The sequence below is a fragment of the Actinomyces sp. W5033 genome, from assembly GCF_051303165.1.
Map to the genome: position 1 here is coordinate 55,609 of NZ_JBPPGD010000010.1, position 18,806 is coordinate 74,414.

Annotated in this window: 17 protein-coding genes; 9 read left to right on the top strand and 8 right to left on the bottom strand. The window is 73.0% G+C overall.

All coding sequences use genetic code 11. From position 1 onward, the window contains the following. Positions 1-60: 60 nt before the first annotated feature. The 5 genes from ACSJJR_RS08085 (at position 61) to ACSJJR_RS08105 (ending at position 7,407) form a co-directional block, all read left to right on the top strand. Complete coding sequence (locus tag ACSJJR_RS08085; RefSeq protein ID WP_435942986.1) at positions 61-2,001, top strand: ribonucleoside triphosphate reductase; 1,941 nt, start codon at positions 61-63, stop codon at positions 1,999-2,001. A 196-nt stretch (positions 2,002-2,197) separates the two neighbouring features. Continuing rightward, positions 2,198-2,950, top strand: a complete 753-nt coding sequence (locus tag ACSJJR_RS08090; protein ID WP_435942987.1) for an anaerobic ribonucleoside-triphosphate reductase activating protein — start codon at positions 2,198-2,200, stop codon at positions 2,948-2,950. 142 nt (positions 2,951-3,092) lie between these two features. Further along, the gene (locus ACSJJR_RS08095; RefSeq protein WP_435942988.1) at positions 3,093-3,764 is read left to right on the top strand and encodes a PadR family transcriptional regulator; all 672 of its coding nucleotides are present in this window, start codon (positions 3,093-3,095) and stop codon (positions 3,762-3,764) included. Next, complete coding sequence (locus tag ACSJJR_RS08100) at positions 3,761-4,507, top strand: ABC transporter ATP-binding protein (protein WP_435942989.1); 747 nt, start codon at positions 3,761-3,763, stop codon at positions 4,505-4,507. Before ACSJJR_RS08095 ends, ACSJJR_RS08100 begins: the two co-directional genes overlap by 4 nt. Then, positions 4,504-7,407 carry an ABC transporter permease gene (locus ACSJJR_RS08105; protein WP_435942990.1) on the top strand — a complete coding sequence of 968 codons (2,904 nt, stop codon included), beginning with the start codon at positions 4,504-4,506 and terminating at the stop codon, positions 7,405-7,407. Before ACSJJR_RS08100 ends, ACSJJR_RS08105 begins: the two co-directional genes overlap by 4 nt. Positions 7,408-7,449: 42 nt before the next feature. Here ACSJJR_RS08105 and ACSJJR_RS08110 read toward each other — a convergent pair whose 3' ends face one another. From ACSJJR_RS08110 to ACSJJR_RS08120, 3 genes are read right to left on the bottom strand one after another with little or no spacing between them, the layout of a single operon-like run. Then, positions 7,450-8,130: a cupin gene (locus ACSJJR_RS08110; protein WP_435942991.1), complete on the bottom strand. Its 681-nt coding sequence runs from the start codon at positions 8,128-8,130 to the stop codon at positions 7,450-7,452. Then, a complete protein-coding gene (locus ACSJJR_RS08115; RefSeq protein ID WP_435942992.1) occupies positions 8,127-8,834 on the bottom strand; it encodes an ABC transporter ATP-binding protein in 708 nt (235 codons plus the stop codon). Before ACSJJR_RS08115 ends, ACSJJR_RS08110 begins: the two co-directional genes overlap by 4 nt. A gap of 2 nt (positions 8,835-8,836) precedes the next feature. Then, entirely contained in the window at positions 8,837-9,739 is a 903-nt protein-coding gene (locus ACSJJR_RS08120; protein ID WP_435942993.1) for an ABC transporter, read from the bottom strand. A gap of 131 nt (positions 9,740-9,870) precedes the next feature. Here ACSJJR_RS08120 and ACSJJR_RS08125 point away from each other — a divergent pair, with 131 nt between their 5' ends. The 3 genes from ACSJJR_RS08125 (at position 9,871) to ACSJJR_RS08135 (ending at position 12,141) form a co-directional block, all read left to right on the top strand. Next, complete coding sequence (locus ACSJJR_RS08125; RefSeq protein WP_435942994.1) at positions 9,871-10,860, top strand: sensor histidine kinase; 990 nt, start codon at positions 9,871-9,873, stop codon at positions 10,858-10,860. Then, on the top strand, positions 10,857-11,492 hold the full coding sequence (locus ACSJJR_RS08130; RefSeq protein ID WP_435942995.1) for a response regulator: 636 nt from the start codon (positions 10,857-10,859) through the stop codon (positions 11,490-11,492). The genes ACSJJR_RS08125 and ACSJJR_RS08130 overlap by 4 nt, the downstream gene beginning before the upstream one ends. 256 nt (positions 11,493-11,748) lie before the next feature. Further along, on the top strand, positions 11,749-12,141 hold the full coding sequence (locus ACSJJR_RS08135) for an excalibur calcium-binding domain-containing protein (RefSeq protein ID WP_435942996.1): 393 nt from the start codon (positions 11,749-11,751) through the stop codon (positions 12,139-12,141). Positions 12,142-12,408: 267 nt separating this feature from the next. On the opposite strand, the gene ACSJJR_RS08140 is transcribed toward ACSJJR_RS08135, so the two are convergent. Both ACSJJR_RS08140 and ACSJJR_RS08145 read right to left on the bottom strand, forming a co-directional pair. After that, positions 12,409-13,554 (bottom strand): glycosyltransferase, encoded by a 1,146-nt coding sequence (locus tag ACSJJR_RS08140; RefSeq protein ID WP_435942997.1) that lies wholly within the window; start codon positions 13,552-13,554, stop codon positions 12,409-12,411. Position 13,555: 1 nt separating this feature from the next. Next, a complete protein-coding gene (locus ACSJJR_RS08145) occupies positions 13,556-14,536 on the bottom strand; it encodes a phosphodiester glycosidase family protein (RefSeq protein ID WP_435942998.1) in 981 nt (326 codons plus the stop codon). A 297-nt stretch (positions 14,537-14,833) separates the two neighbouring features. Between ACSJJR_RS08145 and ACSJJR_RS08150 the strand changes: the two genes are divergently transcribed. After that, complete coding sequence (locus ACSJJR_RS08150; RefSeq protein ID WP_435942999.1) at positions 14,834-16,036, top strand: multidrug effflux MFS transporter; 1,203 nt, start codon at positions 14,834-14,836, stop codon at positions 16,034-16,036. 11 nt (positions 16,037-16,047) lie between these two features. On the opposite strand, the gene ACSJJR_RS08155 is transcribed toward ACSJJR_RS08150, so the two are convergent. Genes ACSJJR_RS08155 through ACSJJR_RS08165 form a run of 3 tightly spaced genes read right to left on the bottom strand, consistent with a single transcriptional unit; the run spans position 16,048 to position 18,710 of the window. Further along, positions 16,048-16,836 carry an ABC transporter permease gene (locus tag ACSJJR_RS08155; RefSeq protein ID WP_435943000.1) on the bottom strand — a complete coding sequence of 263 codons (789 nt, stop codon included), beginning with the start codon at positions 16,834-16,836 and terminating at the stop codon, positions 16,048-16,050. Between the two features lie 3 nt (positions 16,837-16,839). Beyond that, on the bottom strand, positions 16,840-17,685 hold the full coding sequence (locus tag ACSJJR_RS08160) for an ABC transporter permease (RefSeq protein WP_435943001.1): 846 nt from the start codon (positions 17,683-17,685) through the stop codon (positions 16,840-16,842). Next, positions 17,685-18,710: an ABC transporter ATP-binding protein gene (locus ACSJJR_RS08165; protein ID WP_435943002.1), complete on the bottom strand. Its 1,026-nt coding sequence runs from the start codon at positions 18,708-18,710 to the stop codon at positions 17,685-17,687. The genes ACSJJR_RS08160 and ACSJJR_RS08165 overlap by 1 nt, the downstream gene beginning before the upstream one ends. Between the last annotated feature and the right edge of the window lie 96 nt (positions 18,711-18,806).

Consider the following 18,806-nt stretch of genomic DNA (forward strand, 5'->3'; position numbering starts at 1 on the left):
GAGCCGCCGCGCAAGGCACGCTCTGGCGACCGCCGCCCCACCCGCCAACCGCACGCACCGATGGAGAGACCCGTGTCCGACGCGCACCTCGCAGCAGCCCACCCCGAGCTTGTGGCCCACGGCTCCGCCGACTCCGCCGTCGCCCACGGCTCGCGCCCTGTCGTGGACGCCGTCGCCACCGTCACCGAGTACCTGGACCGCTCCGACTGGCGCGTCAACGCCAACGCCAACCAGGGCTACTCGCTCGGCGGCATGATCCTCAACACGAGCGGCAAGGTCATCGCCAACTACTGGCTCAGCCAGATCTACTCCCAGGCCGCCGGTGACGCCCACCGCAGCGGCGACATCCACATCCACGACCTCGACATGTTCGCCGGGTACTGCGCCGGCTGGTCCCTCAAGTCCCTCCTCCAGCAGGGCTTCAACGGCGTCCCCGGCAAGATCGCCTGCAAGCCGCCGCGACACTTCTCCAGCGCCGTGGGCCAGATCGTCAACTTCCTCGGCACCCTGCAGAACGAGTGGGCCGGAGCCCAGGCCTTCAGCTCCTTCGACACCTACATGGCGCCCTTCGTCCGCCTGGACGCCATGACCTACGACGAGGTCCTGCAGTGCATGCAGGAGCTCATCTTCAACCTCAACGTCCCCTCCCGCTGGGGCACCCAGACGCCCTTCACCAACCTCACCTTCGACTGGACCTGCCCCGCCGACCTCGCCGACGAGCACCCCTTGATCGGGGACGAGCTGTGCGACTTCACCTACGGCGACCTCGCCGAGGAGATGGCCCTCATCAACCGAGCCTTCATGGAGGTCATGACCGACGGCGACGCTGACGGGCGCGTCTTCACCTTCCCCATCCCCACCTACAACATCACCAAGGACTTCGACTGGGACTCGGACAACGCCGACCTGCTGTTCGAGATGACGGCGAAGTACGGCCTGCCCTACTTCCAGAACTTCATCAACTCCGAGCTTGACCCGGGCATGATCCGCTCGATGTGCTGCCGCCTCCAGCTCGACCTGCGCGAGCTGCTCAAGCGGGGCAACGGCCTGTTCGGCTCCGCCGAGCAGACCGGGAGCGTCGGCGTCGTCACGATCAACATGGCACGCCTGGGCTACCTGCACCACGGTGACGAGGCGGGACTGGTGTCCGCCCTCGACCGCCTCATTGACATCGCCTCCGACACCCTCGAGCTCAAGCGCGTCGTCATCCAGCACCACATCGACGCCGGCCTGTTCCCCTTCACCAAGCGCTGGCTCGGCACCCTCGACAACCACTTCTCGACCATCGGCGTCAACGGCATGAACGAGATGGTCCGCAACTTCACTCACGATGCCTACGACCTCACCGACCCGCGCGGGCACGACATGTGCGTGCGCGTCCTGGACCACGTGCGTGAGCGGATGGTCCAGGTCCAGGAGGCCACCGGCCACCTGTACAACCTCGAGGCCACCCCCGCCGAGGGCACCACGTACCGCTTCGCCAAGGAGGACCGCAAGCGCCTGCCCGGCATCCTCCAGGCCGGAACGGACGCCAACCCGTACTACACGAACTCCTCCCAGCTGCCCGTCGGCTACACGGACGACCCCTTCCTCGCCCAGGAGATGCAGGAGGAGCTGCAGACCAAGTACACGGGTGGCACCGTCCTGCACCTGTACATGAACGAGCGCGTCTCCTCCGCCCAGGCCTGCAAGGAGCTCGTGCGCCGCTCACTGACGGCCTTCCGCTCCCCGTACATCACCATCACGCCGACCTTCTCGATCTGCCCGACCCACGGCTACCTCGCCGGCGAGCACGTCACCTGCCCCAAGTGCGCCGACCTGCACCCCGGCGCGGAGCCTGTCGAGTGTGAGGTGTGGACCCGCGTCATGGGCTACTTCCGCCCGGTCAAGTCCTTCAACATCGGTAAGAAGGGCGAGTACGCCGAGCGCACGATGTTCACTGAGGGGGCCGCAGCCGGGCACGGTCCGGCCACCTCCCGGCTGAGCGCGGTGAGCGCATGAGGGGGCGCCGGCGTGAGTGCTCGTGAGGACAAGGGGAAGCAGGCGGCCCAGTGGAGCGTTGAGTGCGCCCCGGGCGCAGAGGCGCGACTGCGCCGGTGTGTGCAGTACGCCTGCGCGCTGAGGGCGGAGGCGGAGGCTGTGCGGCGCGGTGGGCTCCGCACGCGCCGCCTCGACGAGATCGCAGCCTCCCTTGGCTTTGACGTCTGAGACCGGGGCGGGCGGGGCCGGGGCGTCCCGGCCCGCGGACTCCCTGCAGATCGCGGGGCTCGTACCCATGTCCACCGTGGACTGGCCGGACCACCTCACGGCGACGGTCTTCACGCAGGGCTGCCCGTGGAGGTGCTTCTACTGCCACAACCGCGACCTCATCCCCGTGCGAACCCCCGGCGCGGTCGCCTGGCAGGAGGTGCGCGACCTGCTGTCGCGGCGGCGGGGGCTGCTCGACGGCGTCGTCCTCACCGGCGGTGAGGCCCTGCGCCAGGACGGCCTGGCCGACGCCGCCCGCGAGGTCAAGGACATGGGCTTCCAGGTGGGCCTGCACACGGCCGGGATGTACCCCAGGCGGCTGCGTGACCTGGTGGAGGCAGGACTCGTCGACTGGGTGGGCCTCGACGTCAAGGCCCTGCCCGAGCACTACACGCAGGTGGTGGGACGCGCGAACGCAGCGGCGAAGGTGTGGGACTCGCTCGAGGTCCTGCTCGCCTCCGGCACGGACCTGGAGGTGCGCACCACCGTCGTCCCCGGTGACGTCACCGCCGAGGACGCTGTGGAGGTCGCCCGCCGGGTGCACGAGGCCGGGGCGCGGGTCTACGCGTTGCAACAGGTCCGTGGCCGCGGCACGAGCGGCGCCTTCCCGGTGGTGGCTCCCGGATGGGACGCCCGGTGCGAGCGCATGGCCGCCGACATCGAGGCGATGGGCTGGGAGCGCTTCACCTACCGGCCCGCCTGAGGGGCCTGCGCGACGGCCGGCTGCGAGTGCGGCGTCGAGGGGCTTCTGGAGGCTTGACCGTCACCGCGGTGGGGCCGATACTGGGGTAGATACTGAGTATCCATTACTCGGCAACCATGTTGGGGTCCCTCCGGGAGGTTCCATGTCCGTCAAGCACGCCCTGCTCGCCCTGCTGTCCTTGGGGGACGCCGGTACCTACCAGCTCCGCAAGGACTTCGAGTCCTCGACCGGCTCGACGTGGCTGCTCAACATCGGTCAGGTCTCCACCACCCTCGGCCGTCTGGAGCGCGACGGCCTTGTGGTGCGGCACGACGCCTCCCCCGCCCGGACAGCCCCCACCCGGAGCGCTCCGGCCTCCGGCTCCTCCGAGGTCGCGGCCTGGTCCCTGACCGAGGCCGGCCGCGCCGAGCTCGACCGCTGGTGGAGCGTCCCGGTGCCGCGACGCCATCCGGAGCGCGACGAGCTCATCATCAAGCTCGCCCTGGCCACCACGGTGCCCGGTGTCAACGTCGCCGCCCTCCTCCAGCAGCAGCGCCAGGCCAGCCAGGCCACCCTGCACGAGATCACCCGTGCGCGCCGCGCCGCCGACGAGGACCTCGCAGCATCCCTTGTCCTGGACCATCATGTCTACGCCCTGGAGGCCGAGCTGCGCTGGCTCGATGACGTCGAGGGCCGCCTTGCGCGTGCACGCCAACTTGCCTCGGGGGCAAGCGGTCGCACCGCTGCCGACCAGCCTGTTGCCAACCGGTCCGCCGCCGCGCGGGCCGCCGCCCGGCCGACCGCCAGCCGCCCCGCCGCCGGGAGCCCCAGATGAGTGCCGCCGAGGCCGTCCTGCGCCTGGAGTGCGTCACCCGCGTCCACGGTGAGGGCCCCCGCGCGGTCACCGCCCTGAAGGACGTCGACCTGGCTCTGAACGCCGGTGAGTTCGTCGCCGTCATGGGCCCCTCGGGCTCAGGGAAGTCCACGCTGCTCAACCTCGCCGGCGCCCTGGACGCGCCCACCTCCGGGCGGGTCCTCGTCGAGGGGCAGGACCTGACGGGCCTGAGCCCCACCCGGAAGGCGGACCTGCGGCGCCGCTCCATCGGCTTCGTCTTCCAGGACCTCAACCTCCTGCCCTCCCTGACCGCCATCGAGAACGTCGCCTTCCCCCTGGAGCTCGACGGCGTGCCCGCGGCCCGTGCACGCGCCCAGGCCATGGAGGCCCTCGACGGCGTCGGCGTCGCCGAGCTCGCCAACCGTTTCCCCGAGGACGTCTCCGGCGGCCAGGCCCAGCGGATCGCCATCGCCCGCGCCCTCATCGGGCCGCGCCGCCTCCTCCTGGCCGACGAGCCCACCGGCGCGCTCGACTCGGCCACCGGTGGTGACGTCGTGTCCGTCCTGCGGCAGCGCGCCGACGACGGCGCCGCCGTCCTGCTCGTGACCCACGAGCCCCGCTTCGCCGCCTGGGCGGACCGCACCATCTTCCTGCGCGACGGACGCACGGCGGGCAGCTCGCAGGCCGAGGACCCCGCGGTCCTACTGACCGCCTCCGGCGACACCGCCACGGAGCAGCCGTGAGGGCCCGGCTGCGCGCTCTGCGCCCCGTCGTGCGCCTGGCCCGCCGCGACGCCGCCCGCCACCGCCTGCGCACCATCAGCGCCATCCTCCTCATCGCCCTGCCGGTGGCGGCCGTGGGTGGCGCGCTCGGTCTGCTGGCCACCCACGGCTCAGACGTGCCCAGTCGCCGAGCCGCCCTGGCCACCATCCCCGACGGCGTCCAGGCCGTCGTCACCGGCACCGCCGTCGACCCGCTGTCCTCACCCATCCGGCAGCGCCCCGAGGGGCTGGGATCCTGGGTGGACGACCCCGACGTCGTGCCGCTGAACGCCCAGGAGCTCGCAGGCCTCATCCCCGCCGCCAACCAGGTCCACCAGTACTGGAGCACCGGGACGCTCCTGGCCACCACCGGCATCGACTCGCAGCCCGGTCAGCTGCGGGCCGCGGGCACCGGCTCCACGGACCTCGCCGGGGTCGCGACCACGCGCGTCGCCACCATGACGCTCACCGAGGCCGACTCCGGCACCCTCGACCTCCTGCTCCCGGCCAGCGGCGGGCTCGTGCGCGGCAGCGCGCCCACCGATGCCGCCGGCATCGTCATCACCAGCGCTGTGGCCGAGCGCACCGGCGCCGACCTCGGCGACGAGATCACCCTCATCGCACCGCCCTTCACAGGCTGGTACTCCACCGACGGCCGGATCGACGAGTTCCTGGCCGGCACCCAGCGCGGATACCGGGTCTCGGGCATCGTCGGTTCCAAGGCGGACACCGCCTGGGCGCTGGACGACTGGGTCGCCTCCACCGCCCGGGGCGACCCGGCCGGCATCGACGCCCACTTCCTCATCACCGGCCCCGAGGCGGTGACCTGGGAGCAGGTCAAGGCCCTCAACGTGCGCATGGCCGTCGTCGTCTCCCGCGAGGTGCTGACCGCCTACCCCGCCGACTCCGAGCTCTACCCGGTGACCATCGACCCGGCCGCCGTCGCCCTCCAGGTCGTCATGGTGGTGCTGGCCGCGGTCGGCGCCGTCGGCCTGCTGCTGGGGCTGGTCACCCCGGCCTTCGTCGTGGCCGCGGACCAGCACAGGCGCACCCTGGCGCTGACGGCCGCCGTCGGTGCCCGGCCCCGGGACATGCGCCGCATCCTCACCCTCCAGGGTGTGGGGACGGGAGTGTGCGGCGGCCTGCTGGGATGGGCCGTGGGTATGTCCGCGGCGGTCGGCGCGGCACGCGTCCTCATGCCCGAACGGCCCGTGATCCTGCCCCCTGCGTGGCAGGCCGGCCTCGTCGTCCTGCTGAGCGCGGGCGCCGGCTGGCTCGCCACCGCGACGGCCGCCCGCCGTGTGTCCCGCGGCGACCTCGCGGGGGCCCTCAAGCAGCGGCCGGTCGTCGTCGGCCACCCGCAGGGGCGGGCCCGGTGGCTGGGCGCCTCCATCGTCCTGATGGTCGCCGTGGGCTGTGCGCTCGGCTCGTTGAGGGTGCCGATCCCGGCGCTGGAACCCGAACAGGCCCGTGGACCGGCGGGACCGGGTGGCGCGGCGATGGCACTGGTGGTGCTCGCCGTCCTGGCCGTGGCGGTCGCCCTGCTGCTGGCCGTTCCGGCCCTCGTCCTGACGGTGTCGTCCCAGGCCCATCGTGCCCCGCTGGCGCTGCGCCTGGCCCTGCGGGAGGCGGGCGGCCGGTTGTCGCGCACCGCACCGGTCGTCGGGGCGGTGGCGCTCGCCGTGGCGGTCCTGGGCGCCGGCTGCGTCCTCATCCCCGCCGAGGCCCAGAAGGTGGAGGACACGCAGACGAGCCTGGTGGGCCCCGGCACCCTCGCGATCGGCCCCGACGCCCCGGTCGATGGCGAGTTCGACGCCGCTCTTCTGCGCTCCCAGGCTGCCGCGCTGTCCGAGGCGGGGCTGCCGGTGACCGGGGCCCGTCCCGTCTACTCACCGGACGTGCGCGGCGAGGGCCCGCACCTGATGGCCCTGCCCGCCCCCGGGCGCGAGTGCGATGAGCGCAACGGCCTGGCGGCCTCCATCGGGTCGGTGCTGGGACGCTCGGAGGCGGTCTGCGTCAGCGCCATGCGCGGCTACACCGCCGGGTACGCGCTTCCCTGGTGGCTGGGCGGCGTCATGCTCGTCATGGACGCCCAGACGATGCGCGCCACCAGGCTGCCCGGTGCCGAGCAGGCGGCCCGGATGCTGGAGGAGGGTGGCGTCGTCGTCAACGACGCCACCCGGATCGCCGACGACGGGACGGTCGTCATCGCCGCGCTCGACACCCGTGGGCACACCATGGGAACCGTGGAGGTGCCCGGCCGCCTCCTGCCGCGCCTGGCGGCCTCGGTGGTGATGACACCCCAGACCCTGGCCGGGCTCGGACTCGGTGACATCGCACCCATCTACGTCGGTGCGGTCCTGGAGACCTCCCGCGACCTGAGTCCCGCGGAGGTCGAGCGTGCCGAGAGCATCCTCACCGAAGGCACCGACCTCGTCATGGCCGCTGCGGGCCGCGATGCGCAGGCCAGTCCGTGGGGCGGAAGAACCGGGCTGACTGCCTTCGGTGTCGCGGTGCTCTTCGCGCTGTCCGCGCTGGGGGTCAGCCTGTCCCTCGTGCGCAGCCAGACGCTGCCCGACCTGGTGACGATGCACGCCCTGGGCGCCCGGCCGCGCTTCCTGCGGGGCACCATGATGGCGCACGCGGCGGTCGTCCTGGGCCTGGGGGTCCCCCTGGGTGTGGTGGTGGGTTGGGCGGCCGGCACCTACGTGGTGTCCTGGCGGCGACGCGTCTACCCTGACGGCTTCGCGCCCTGGCACACCCTGCCGGCGACGTGGGTGATGCTGGCCGTGGCGATCGCGGTCGTGGTGGCCCTGGGACTGGTCGTGGCCCGGGTGGCGGCGCGGCCCCCGCGCAGCCTGCTTCGCAGCCGTCTGGAATAAGCCGGTAGGAGTGAGCCGACGCCGGGCCGGCGCCCCGTACGCTCAGGCGTCCGAACGCGTCAGGCGCACCGCCCCCGCCACCACGGCCGCCAGCGACCAGGCCAGCACGACGGCGCCGTCCTGCCAGGCGCCCTCACGCACCCAGTCCTGGGCCGCTACCCCGGGCAGCCAGTGCGACCACTCTCCGAGGATCTGGGCGGTGGCGGGGGCGACGACGACGAGCAGCAGGAGCACCGAGGTCGCCGCAAGCACCTGCCTGAGGGCCGCACCCGCCCCGGTGGCCGCCACCGCCAGCACCACGAGCCAGGCCCCGGTGCGGGCGGCGGCCTCCACCGAGCCGTGCACCGGGTTCGCGTCGAAGGTGAGCAGGGCCGCGCCGGCCAGCGTCGCGGCCACCGGCAGGATCACGGCGGTGAGCACCGCGAGCCGTCCCGCCCACACGGCCGGGCGCCGGGGCTCGACGAGGAGCGTCGTGCGCCCCAGCGCGCTCGTGTGCTCCTTGGTGGAGGCAAGGACCCCGGCGGCGAGGAAGCCGACCTGGACGAGCCCGCCCCAGGTCCACATGGCCGCGGCGACGGCCTGCGCGGGCGCGGAGTCCGCCCGGGGGACGCCCTGACGCAGGGTGAGGAGCATGAGGGCGGCACCGAGGACCGTGAGCACCGCCGTCCAGCGCAGTGCCGGTAGGGACCCGAGCTTGAGCGCCTCCGCCCGCAGCGCGCTCATGCTCCGGCCCCGGGGGCGGTCAGGGAGAAGAAGGCCTCCTCCAGGTCCCGGTGCCCACCGGCCACCTCGGTGAGCGTTCCGGCGGCGCGCACCCGTCCCTCGGCGATGACGACGACGTCGTCGGCGACCTCGGCGAGCTCGCCAAGCACGTGGCTGGAGACCAGGACGGTGCCGCCCGCCGCGGCACGCTCCCGCATGAGGTCGCGCATCCAGCGGATGCCAGCCGGGTCCAGACCGTTGACGGGCTCGTCGAGGATGAGGATCTCCGGGTCGCCCAGCAGGGCGGCGGCCAGTCCCAGGCGCTGGCCCATGCCCAGCGAGTAGGTGCGTACCCGCCGTCCGGCCGCCTCGCTGAGCCCGACGAGCTCGAGGACCTCGTCGACCCGGCGCCGGGGGATGCCCGACCCGGCGGCCACCCACCGCAGGTGGGCGCGGCCCGTGCTCGACGGGTGGGCGCCGGCGCCGTCGAGCACCGCGCCGACGGTGCGCAGGGGGTGGTGCAGCTCGCGGTAGGGGCGCCCGCCCAGGAGGGCGGTGCCCGCGTCGATGCGGTCCAGGCCGAGCAGGCAGCGCAGGGTGGAGGACTTGCCCGCCCCGTTGGGCCCCACGAAGCCGGTGACCCTGCCGGGCCGGGCCTCAAGACTCAGCTCGTGGAGCACGGTGCGCTGCCCGTGCCGCTTGATGAGGCGCTCGATGGTGATCATGCTCAGGCGTCCTTCCTCGTCCACAGGACGGTGGTCAGTGTCAGTGCCGCCAGCGTCCAGGCGGCCAGGGCCGTCCACGCCTCGCCGGCTGGCAGCGTGGGGCCGATGTAGTCCTTGCTGATGATGTTGTAGGCGGCCGCGTCGGGCATCCACGCCGCGAGGTCCGTGACCTTGGACAGCAGGAGGCTGGGGGAGACCAGGGAGATGGTGGTGATGCACCACGTCAGGGGGACAAGCGCACCGCGGGAGAGGCAGGCCAGGGCCATGGCCCCCATGGCGTTGAGGAGCCACCAGGCGTACAGGCCGAGGACCTGCTCCCACGGCAGCGGCCACAGTGTCGGTGCCCACTCGCCCAGCGCGCGGGTGGTGATGGTGAAGGTGAGGGCGCAGGCGACGGCGGCCAGCACCGCCGTCGTCGCCAGCACGATGAGGGCCTTGGCCGCCAGTGTGACGGTGCGGCGCGGCTCAACCAGCAGGGTGGTGGTCAGCTGCCGTGCCGAGCCCAGGTCCTGGGTGTTGGCCGTGAACTCCCCGGCCATGCAGGCGGTGGCGAGGACGACGACGCCCACGGACCCGAAGGACGCGGGCATGATGCCCATGTCGGGCAGTATCTGGTGCAGGTGGGAGCCGGGGTCGGCGGCGAGCTCGGCGGCCATGCCCCGGGTGTTGTTGAGCTCGAGGAGTACCGGGATGGCGATCGTCAGGGCCGCTCCCAGCCGGGCTCCGGGCAGTGCGGCGAGCTTGAGCGCCTCGGCGTGCAGGGCCCGCAGCAGGGCGGGCCGGGCCGCGGGGGCGGCCGCGGGGCGGGCTGTGGGCCGAGTACCGGGCCGGGCCGCGGGGGCGGCCGCGGTACGACGGCCGTCGGGGGCGGTGGCGCCGCGAGCGCGTGGGGTCATGTTGGTCATGGGGCCACACTGATGGTTGACGACGGCGGGCGCCTCGGCGTCGTGGACGATCGCAGGCGGGCGTCTCGGACCCAGGCGTGTCAGACCCTGGTCCGATGAGGCCGCCGACGCCGGTCCTTACACTGCGAGGCGTGTCCGACGTCTTTCGCTCCCGTGCCCGCGCGACGGCCGTGCTCTTCGGTATCGCCATCCTGCTGGTGGTCGGAGTGGCCCCGGAGGGTGTGCAGGAGCCCTGGGTCCAGGCCATCGCCTGGATCGTCCTGGTCTCCCTCCTGGCGGCCCTGCTGTGGCTGCGACGTCGTGACCGCGCCGCCTACGAGGCGGCCCTGACCGCGCAGGCCGTCCGGGTGGCGGTGGCCGAGGACCGTCTCGCCATCGCCCGGGACCTGCATGACCTCGTCTCGGGGAGCCTGGGTGCCATCACCGTGCGCGCCGCCGTCGCCCAGCGCCTGGAGACCGACGTCGAGGGGCTGCGGACCGCGCTGTCGGAGGTTGAGCAGACCTCACGGGCCGCCACGGCGGACCTGAGGTCCATGCTCGGCGTCCTGCGCGGCCAGGGGTCCGCCCCGCAACCCGGATCGACGCGACCCGCACCGACTGTGCCGCTCTCCGATGCCGTCGAGCAGGCCGCCGACGCGGCCCGCGGTCTCGGGCTTGAGGTCCGCACTCGTGTCGAGGCCGACGGCGTGGCCGCCGACGAGCCCTGCGGCAGTGGCCTGGCCCTGGCGGTGGTGCGCGAGGGGCTGGCGAACACGGCTCGGCACGCGGGGCCGGTGGCGGTTGATGTGTGCGTGGATGTCGTTGCCGGGGCCGACGGCGAGGCGCTGCGCGTGGAGGTCGCCGACGCCGGGCCCGCCCCCGGGTGGGTGGCGCAGCCCGGCACGGGCACCGGGCTTACGGCCTTGGCCGAACGGGCTGCGGCCATGGGGGCGCAGTTGAGCGCCGGGCCGCGCGAGACTGGGGTCGGGACTGAGTCTCCCGGGACTGAGCCGTCCGGGACTGAGGCCGGCGCCCCGGTGGCGCACGGGCGCCCGGAGGGTGGGGACGGGACGCGTCCGGCCCTGGGCGTCGGCTTCCGGCTCAGCGCCCGCATCCCCGTGGACGCGCAGGTGCGCCGGTGAGCGCCCCGATCCGGGTCGTCGTCGCCGAGGACCAGGCGCTGCTGCGCCTGTCCCTGGTGGCTCTGCTGGACGCCGAGGACGACCTGGAGGTCGTCGGCCAGGCCGCCGACGGCGCCGAGGCCGTGGTGCTGGCGACGCGGTTGCGCCCCGACGTCGTCCTCACCGACATCCGCATGCCCGGGCACGACGGGATCGAGGCGACCCGGCTGATCCGGGCCGCGCTGCCGGAGACCCGGGTGCTGGTGCTGACCATGTTCGAGGTCGACGAGTACGTCCTGGGGACCCTGCGCGCCGGCGCCTCGGGGTTCCTGCTCAAGGACGCCGAGCCCCAGGTCGTCGTCGACGCCGTGCGCACCGTCAACGCCGGTCAGACCCTGCTCAGTCCCCAGGCCCTCGCCCCGCTCCTCGATCCCGCGCCGAGGGGGCGCGGTGGCGGGATCGAGGGACTGACCCCGCGACAGACCGACGTGCTGCGGCTCATCGCCCGCGGCTGCTCCAACTCCGAGATCGAGACCGAGCTGGGCATCACCCGGGCCACCTGCCGCACCCACATCACCGCGCTGCTGGCGCGCCTGGGCGCGCGCGACCGCGCCCAGCTCGTCATCGCCGCCTACGAGGCGGGCCTGGTCTGAGACCCCGTGCAGCCGGGGCGGCGCTACAGTGACGGCAGCCCTCCCGACGCCCGTTCCCGCGGGCTGCCGTCCCCCTCGGTAGCGCCGCGTCCATGGCGGCTCGGGAGGTGCTCGACTGCTCTGCCCCCAGTTCCCACCTTGTCCCCGCGAGGTTCTGATGACGTTCCCTCCCACTCGCCCCGGTGCTCCCAGCTTGCCTCGTCCCACGGCGCCTTTCCGTCAGCCACCGCCCCAGCGCTCGGCAAGCGTCGGGAAAGTGGCTGCGTTGGCCGCCATCCCGGCCTTCGTCCTGGGTGTTGGGATCGGCGGTGCCACGACCTCTGAGGGCGGGTCCTCGACCCCGCAGACGGTGCCGTCTCCTGTGGTGACAGTGGTGTACGAGCCGACGCCGGTACCGACGGTCGTCTACGAACCGACGCCCGTCCCGACGCTGGTTCCCACCTTCATCTACACCACTGCTCCGCAAGAACCGGGCGACGGTGACGGTGACGGAGCAGCCCCCGCCGCTGACCCCGCCCCGGCGCCAGTGAGCGTCTACTACGCCAACTGCACCGAGGCCAGGCAGGCGGGTGCCGCGCCCCTGTACGCCGGCGATCCGGGCTACAGGTCGGCTCTGGACCGTGACAATGACGGGGTCGCCTGCGAGTAGGTGGCAGCTTGCCCGGGTGAGCCGTCGGCGCGCGTGCCGCCCGGGACGCACGCTCATGTGAATGGGCTGTGGGTGTGATTCGCGTGATGCCGCGGTTGTCTCGTTCACGCCTCCGGCATCGTGTGGTTCCCATGTGCGCGAGCCCCGCCCGCGCACATGGGAACCACACGAGTGTCCTCGGGGTTGGGCTGCCAATCCCGGGATTTCAACGATGGCTCCGGGTCGTTGAGCGCGCGTGGCCGCGATGAGCGTGCGCTGGGCTCCGCCTCACCGGCGCTCGCGGAACACCACCCGCCGCTGGATCGTGTACGAGGCGAGGTAGAGCACGCCGTCGACCACCGGCTTGGCCAGCGCCAGCGGCACGCCCACCCCGGTCAGGGCCGCCAGCCCCAGGTAGGAGGCCGCCACGAGCCCCAGCGCCAGCAGCACGTAGCGCACCCCCGTGCGCCACAGCGACCCCGTGGCCCGGAACACGCGCCGGTTCATGGCGAAGTCTGCCGCCCCGGACACCATCCGCGCCCCCGCGACGGCCGCCAACAGGTTGCCGGTCAGAGCGTGCAGGGCCAGCACCATGACCCAGTCGATGACGAAGGACCCCAGGCTCGCCCCCGTGAAACGCAGCAACGGCGCGTAGATCCGTACCGAGTCCTGCAGGGGCCGGAAGTGGCTGGAGGCGTTGCCCGGCTCGTAGACCGTCTCGATGCCGACCTGCTCCACCTTCAGACCCAGGTCGTGGGCGCGCAGCAGGGCACTGAGCTCGTACTCGTAGCGGCCGCCCGGCACGTCGAGCATCCAGCCGTAGCCGCCCGCCGGGTAGCCGCGCAGCCCCGTCTGGGTGTCGCGCAGCCGCCAGCCGGTGGCGCCACGGAACAGCAGGGCCGTGACATCGTTGCCGATCCGGGAGCGGGCCGGCACCTTGCCGGTGAACTCGCGCACCCCCAGCGTCATCCGGCCGGACTCGCGCACCCGCCGGGCCACGGCTGCGATGTCCGCGGGCGTGTGCTGGCCGTCGGCGTCGGCGCACACGACGTCCGCGCTCGGCCAGGCGGCGGCTGCCCGGGCCAGGCCGGTGCGCAGGGCGTGCCCCTTGCCGGCGTTGACCGGGTAGGAGATGACCTGGGCGCCGCGCTCGCGGGCCTCGTCGAAGACCCCTGTCCAGGTGGGCCCCGAGCCGTCGTCGACGACGAGCACCTGAACGCCAGGCAGGTCGCGGCGCAGCGTGGTGACGAGCTGCGGCAGGCGGGAGTCGGGCTGGTAGGCGGGGATGAGGACGACAAGGTGCGTGCGCACCGCGGCCGCCGGCCGGGCCTGCGCCCGTGGCTGGGGCAGGACCCCGTCGGGACCCGTCAGGCTCCGGCGGGTGGGGAAGGTGCCGCGGGTGTGCGGCTCGCGCAGGCTCGGGTGGGTGCTCATCTCAGGCCCCCATCGCGATGTAGAGGATGTCGGAGGTGGCCCGCTCGCCGCCGTTGGAGGGCCGGTTGACGATCTCGCCGTTGAAGTACATGGCGGAGGAGCCGCCGCCGTCGAGGTTGTAGGCGCACTGGCAGCCCAGGGAGACCATGATCCCGGCCAGCTCCGGCAGCGTCACGCCCCGCGAGTAGCCCTCGTCACGCCCATCGACGACGACCATGACGTAGTGGGCGTCGTCCACCCAGCCGATGGCGGTGCGCGGCTGGTAGCCCTGGATGGAGTGGTTGCCAAAGATCGTGTCCACCTCGACCTGGTCGATGCCCGCGATGACGGCGCCGCCGTCCACCAGTGACGGGCCGAAGGAGCAGGTGGACCACACGCCCGCGTCGAGCAGGCTGTGCGCGTCGGTGGTGGTCTCGTCGTAGACCTCGGCGCGGCCGTCGGTGTAGAAGGCGATGCCGTCACGCACGCCCTCGTCGCGGTAGATGACGCCGTTGCGGATGAGGATGCCGTCCTCGCGGAAGCCGTAGTAGTCGCCGTTGACGGCGAGGACGGCGCCCATCGACTGGGCGATCTCACTGGGGCGGGCGGTGATGTTCGTGCCGTAGCGGTTGTCGGCGAAGGCCGAGCGCAGGGCGGTGGCGTCGGACAGGACGACGTCGGCGACGTGGTACGTGACCGCGTCCGAGCCGGAGCCGGTGCTCACCGTCTCGATGCTGATGCTCGTGGCCGAGGACGTGTACGTGCTGGCCCCGACGCTCACCTCGGTGGCTGTGGCCGTGGCTGCGGAGCTGCTGGAGGAGCTGGCGGCCTCGTAGGCGGCGACGTCCTCGATCTCGGTGTGGTCGATGACGAAGCGGTCCAGGGCCCAGGCCGAGGCCCCGGTGGCGGACAGGCCCAGGAGGGCGGCGCCGCCCAGGAGGAAGGAGCGGCGCTTGGTGCCCGCACGCGTCGTGGTGCGCGGGTGGCCGTGGAGTGTGCTCATGGCAGGAGGCTCGGCCGCAGGTGTGTGCTACTCGTGAGGCACAGGTATGAGGCCCCTGTGAGAACGCGGCCTCCACGCCCGCCTGCCAGCCGCAGGAAGTGACGCAGGATGTCACGCCCGCACGCACAGGCGCTGCGGCGACAGGGCTCCATAACCTGGCGGCATGAACGAGACCTCCTCCACCGGACCTGTCCCTGCCGAGGGTGAGGTGGCGCTTCCCGGCGACGGCCTACGCGCCGCCTTCCGGCCGACGCTGCTGCTGTCCCTGGCCGGGCTCGCGGCCGTCGCCCCCTGGCGATGGACGCCTACCTTCCGGCCTTCACCCAGATGGCTGAGGACCTGGAGGTCTCCGCCTCCGCCGTCCAGCTGACCTTGACGACCTTCCTTGTGGGTGTCGCCCTGGGACAGCTCGTCATCGGCGTCCTGTCTGACCGCCTCGGTCGCCGCCCCCTGCTCCTGTGGGGCAGCGTCCTGGCCTTCGTCGCCGGCGTCGGCACCGTCCTCGCCCCGAGTGCGGGGCTGCTGCTGGCAGCCCGCTTCCTCCAGGGACTCGGTGGCGCGGCGGGCATGGTGCTGGGGCGCGCCGTCATCTCGGACCGCTCACGCGGTATCACCGCGGCGAGGGTGCTGTCCCTCGTCATGGCGATCCAGGGTGTCGCCCCCGTCCTCGCGCCGATCCTCGGTGGGGCGCTCGTCGGCCCGGTGGGCTGGCGCGGCATCCTCGCCGTCGTCGCGGCCTTCCAGGGGCTGCTCGTGCTCATGGTCGCCCTGTGGGTCCCTGAGACCCTGGACGCGCGGGACCGTCACGACGGCAGTCTGGCCCTGCTCGTCAACGGCACGCGCGAGCTGGGCCGTGACCTGGTCTTCGTGCGCCTGGTCCTCATCAACGCGCTCGTCTTCGCGCTGCTGACCGCCTACCTGTCCAGCGCCCCCTTCATCCTCCAGGGGGTTCTCGGCATGGGCACGAGCGTCTACACGGGCGTCTTCGCGGTCTGCGGGCTCGTGGTGACGGTGTCCGTCTCGGTGTGCGGCTCCCTGGCCTCCAGGGTCTCCCCGCACAGGCAGGTGCGCGTGGGGCTCATCGCGCTGCTCGGCATCGACCTCGTCTTCGCGGCGGTGTGCCTGCTGCTCCTGGCGGGCCCGGTCTCGCAGGCCTCCCGTGCCGGCCTGACGGTGCTCACCGTCGTGCTCTTCATCCTGCACGTGGCGGCGATCGGCTCCTGCATCGGCAACCTGCCGGCCCTCGCCCTGGGGCGGGCCGGCCGCTGGGCGGGCACGGCCTCGGCGCTGCTGGGCTTCATCCAGTTCGTCGCCGGTGGTGTGGCCTCGCCCCTGGTGGGGTTGACGGGGTCGGCCTCGGGGGTGGCCTTTGGCGTCACGGTCGTCGTCATCGGTGTGCTCGTCAACGTGCTGGCCGCCTTTGGGCTGCGCGCCGAGGGGGACAAGGAGCGTGAGGCCGCCGCCAGGGCGGAGCGGGAGGCCCACCGCCTGGGGCGGTGAGGCCGCCGCCCTCACCGCCTGGCGCTGCGGTCGGCAAGCACCATGAGCAGGCCCCAGCACACCGCCGCGGACACGGCGGTGCCTGCCAGGACCGGGCTGACGTCCTCCCAGCTGAGCTGTCCGGCGCTGCTCAGCGCCGTCGATCCCAGGGACTGGGCGGCGGTCACCAGCGAGTAGGGCCACAGGTGTGCTAGTGCCGTGGCCCTGGCACTGATCCCGATGCCGATGACTGTACCCGCCAGGCCCAGCGCCACGGGGGCGCCGAAGGACTGCAGACGCATGGCCATCAGGGACTGCAGGGCCACGAGCGGCAGGGCCGCGACGGTCGCCAGCGCCCCGGTCACCACCACCGTTGCGGGCGGGGTGCCCGGCAGGTCGAGCACGAGGGCGCCCGAGAGCCAGGTGAGGGCGACGAGCACCGCCTGCATCGCCGCAACCGGCACCATGGTGGTGAGCGTCTTGGCGACGGCGACCTGCACGACGCTGGCGGGGGTCGTGCGCATCGCGTTCCACGAGGTCCCGCGGTGCTCGGTGCGCCACGCGGCCGCGCACATGAGTGCGACGCCGACGGAGAAGAAGAAGAGGCCGTAGAACACCGTCACCTGGCTCGTGTAGGAGGCCCAGCCCTGGGTCAGGATCTCCTGGTTGCCGGAGTAGTTGACGCTGCCGGTGATGACGGCGAGCAGGGGCAGCAGGAGGGCGAAGAGCCACACGAGGGAGCGGCGCAGCTTGAGCGCCTCGACCGCCATGAGTGACAGCAGGCCGACTCGGGTACGGGGGGAGTGTGCGGTGGTGCTCATGTCCTACTTCTCGATCCGGTCGAGTCGGGCGGTGACGACGGCGAAGACGGCGGCCCCCAGGAGGAGGAAACCGAGGATCCACGGCCAGCTGGGGGAGGCGTAGACCACCCGGTAGGTGTGTGCGCGGATGTCGCCGCTGGCCGACGTCGGGGTGATGAGCGCCCAGTAGCCCCAGGGCACGAGGCGCGCCGCCCACGGCGGCATGAGCAGGCTGAACAGGGCGATGAAGGAGCCGAGGAACCCCAGACCGACGCAGATGATCTGGTTGTCCACCAGCGCGGCCACCAGGAGGTAGAGCCCGCAGGCGACGACGTCGAGGAGCAGCAGGCCCAGGGTGTATGCCGCCCATGGGACGGCCTCCAGTGCCCAGGTGGCGCCGAGCAGGCGCCCGGCAAGCACCGGAACCATGACCTGCAGGGGGACGATGAGGGCGAGTGCCCCGGCCAGGGCGGTGAGCTTGGTGCGGCACAGCCGGCCGGGCGTGAGCCCCATCGTGGCGGACATGTTCCAGCCCCCGCCGGTGTGCTCGACGTCGACGAGCCGGCTGGCCAGCACCGACACGAGCAGGGGGGACAAGAGCGCGGCCGACATCGACACGCTCAGCAGCTGGGCGGGCCAGGGGTCCGTGGTCGCGTGGACGAGGGAGTCTCGGGAGGAGGCGGACATGGGCAGGGACAGGGCGACGGCGGCGGCCAGCAGCACCAGGGCGATGGGCCACAGCCGCAGCCGACGCATCTTGGCGACCTCCAGGCGCACGGCCGTCGCCCAGGACGGGCTGCTCGGGTGGGTCGTGCGCCTGGAGGCGCGGTCCGCAGCGGCCGGGGACGCGCTCAGGGCCGGCGTCGTCATCACAGCACCCCCACCCCACCGGTGAGGGACATGAACACGTCCTCCAGGCTCTGGGGCTCGCGCCGCAGCTCGTGGACGCTCAGCCCCTCGGCCACCAGCCGGCGCACGAGCTCGGCGACGCCGTCGTCCGGCAGCCCGGGCACGATGAGGCCGTCGCTCGTGCGCGTGACACTGCCGGGGGCCGCGACCAGCCCGGCCAGCAGCCGTCCGACCGTCTCACGAGTGAGGGAGGCGGTGTCAGGGGTGACGACGCGCAGGTCCGGCACGGAGCGCTCCATGAGCGCGGCGCGCGTGCCCTGGAACACCAGGCGCCCGGCGGCAAGCACCCCCAGGACGGTGGCGGTGCGGTCGATCTCGTCAAGCAGGTGGCTGGAGACCATGACGGTCACCCCCTCACCGGCAAGGGCAACGAGCAGGTGACGCACCTCCTCGATACCGGCCGGGTCGAGGCCGTTGGTGGGCTCGTCGAGGATGAGCAGCTCGGGCTCGCGGGCCAGGGCCATGGCGATGCCCAGGCGCTGCTTCATGCCCAGCGAGTAGGTGCGCACGAGACGGTCCTTGTGCTCGCTCAGGCGCACGAGGGCCAGGGCGCGGTCCACCTGCGCCTGGGTCAGGTGGAGCATCCGGGCGATGATGCGCATGTTCTCCGCGCCCGTGAGGTGCCCGTAGCCGGGCGGCTGCTCGATCATCGAGCCCGTGCGGGCAATGAGGCCGGCGCGTGTGGAGCGGTTGAGGGGCTCGCCCATGAGGGCGACGTCGCCGCGGGTGGGGGCCAGCAGCCCCAGGAGCATCTTCATCGTCGTTGACTTGCCCGAGCCGTTGGGGCCCAGGAAGCCGTAGACGGCGCCCCGCGGGACCGCCAGGTCGAGGTCGGTGACGACGGTGCGCGCCTTGGCGCCGGTGCCGAAGGTCTTCGTCAGGGCGTGGGTGACGACCGCGAGGTCGCGGTGAGCGGGGCGGACGGCGGCCGCGGTGGGACGCTGCCGGGTCGGCGGGTGAGGGTGGGTGAGAGGGTGGTGCGTCATGGCCCCAAGGCTTGCGGGCGCGCGGCCCGCAGTCGTCAGGCCGCGGTCTGATCCTTGCCGCCCCGCCGGGCCCCGACCGTCATACCCGGGTAGGAC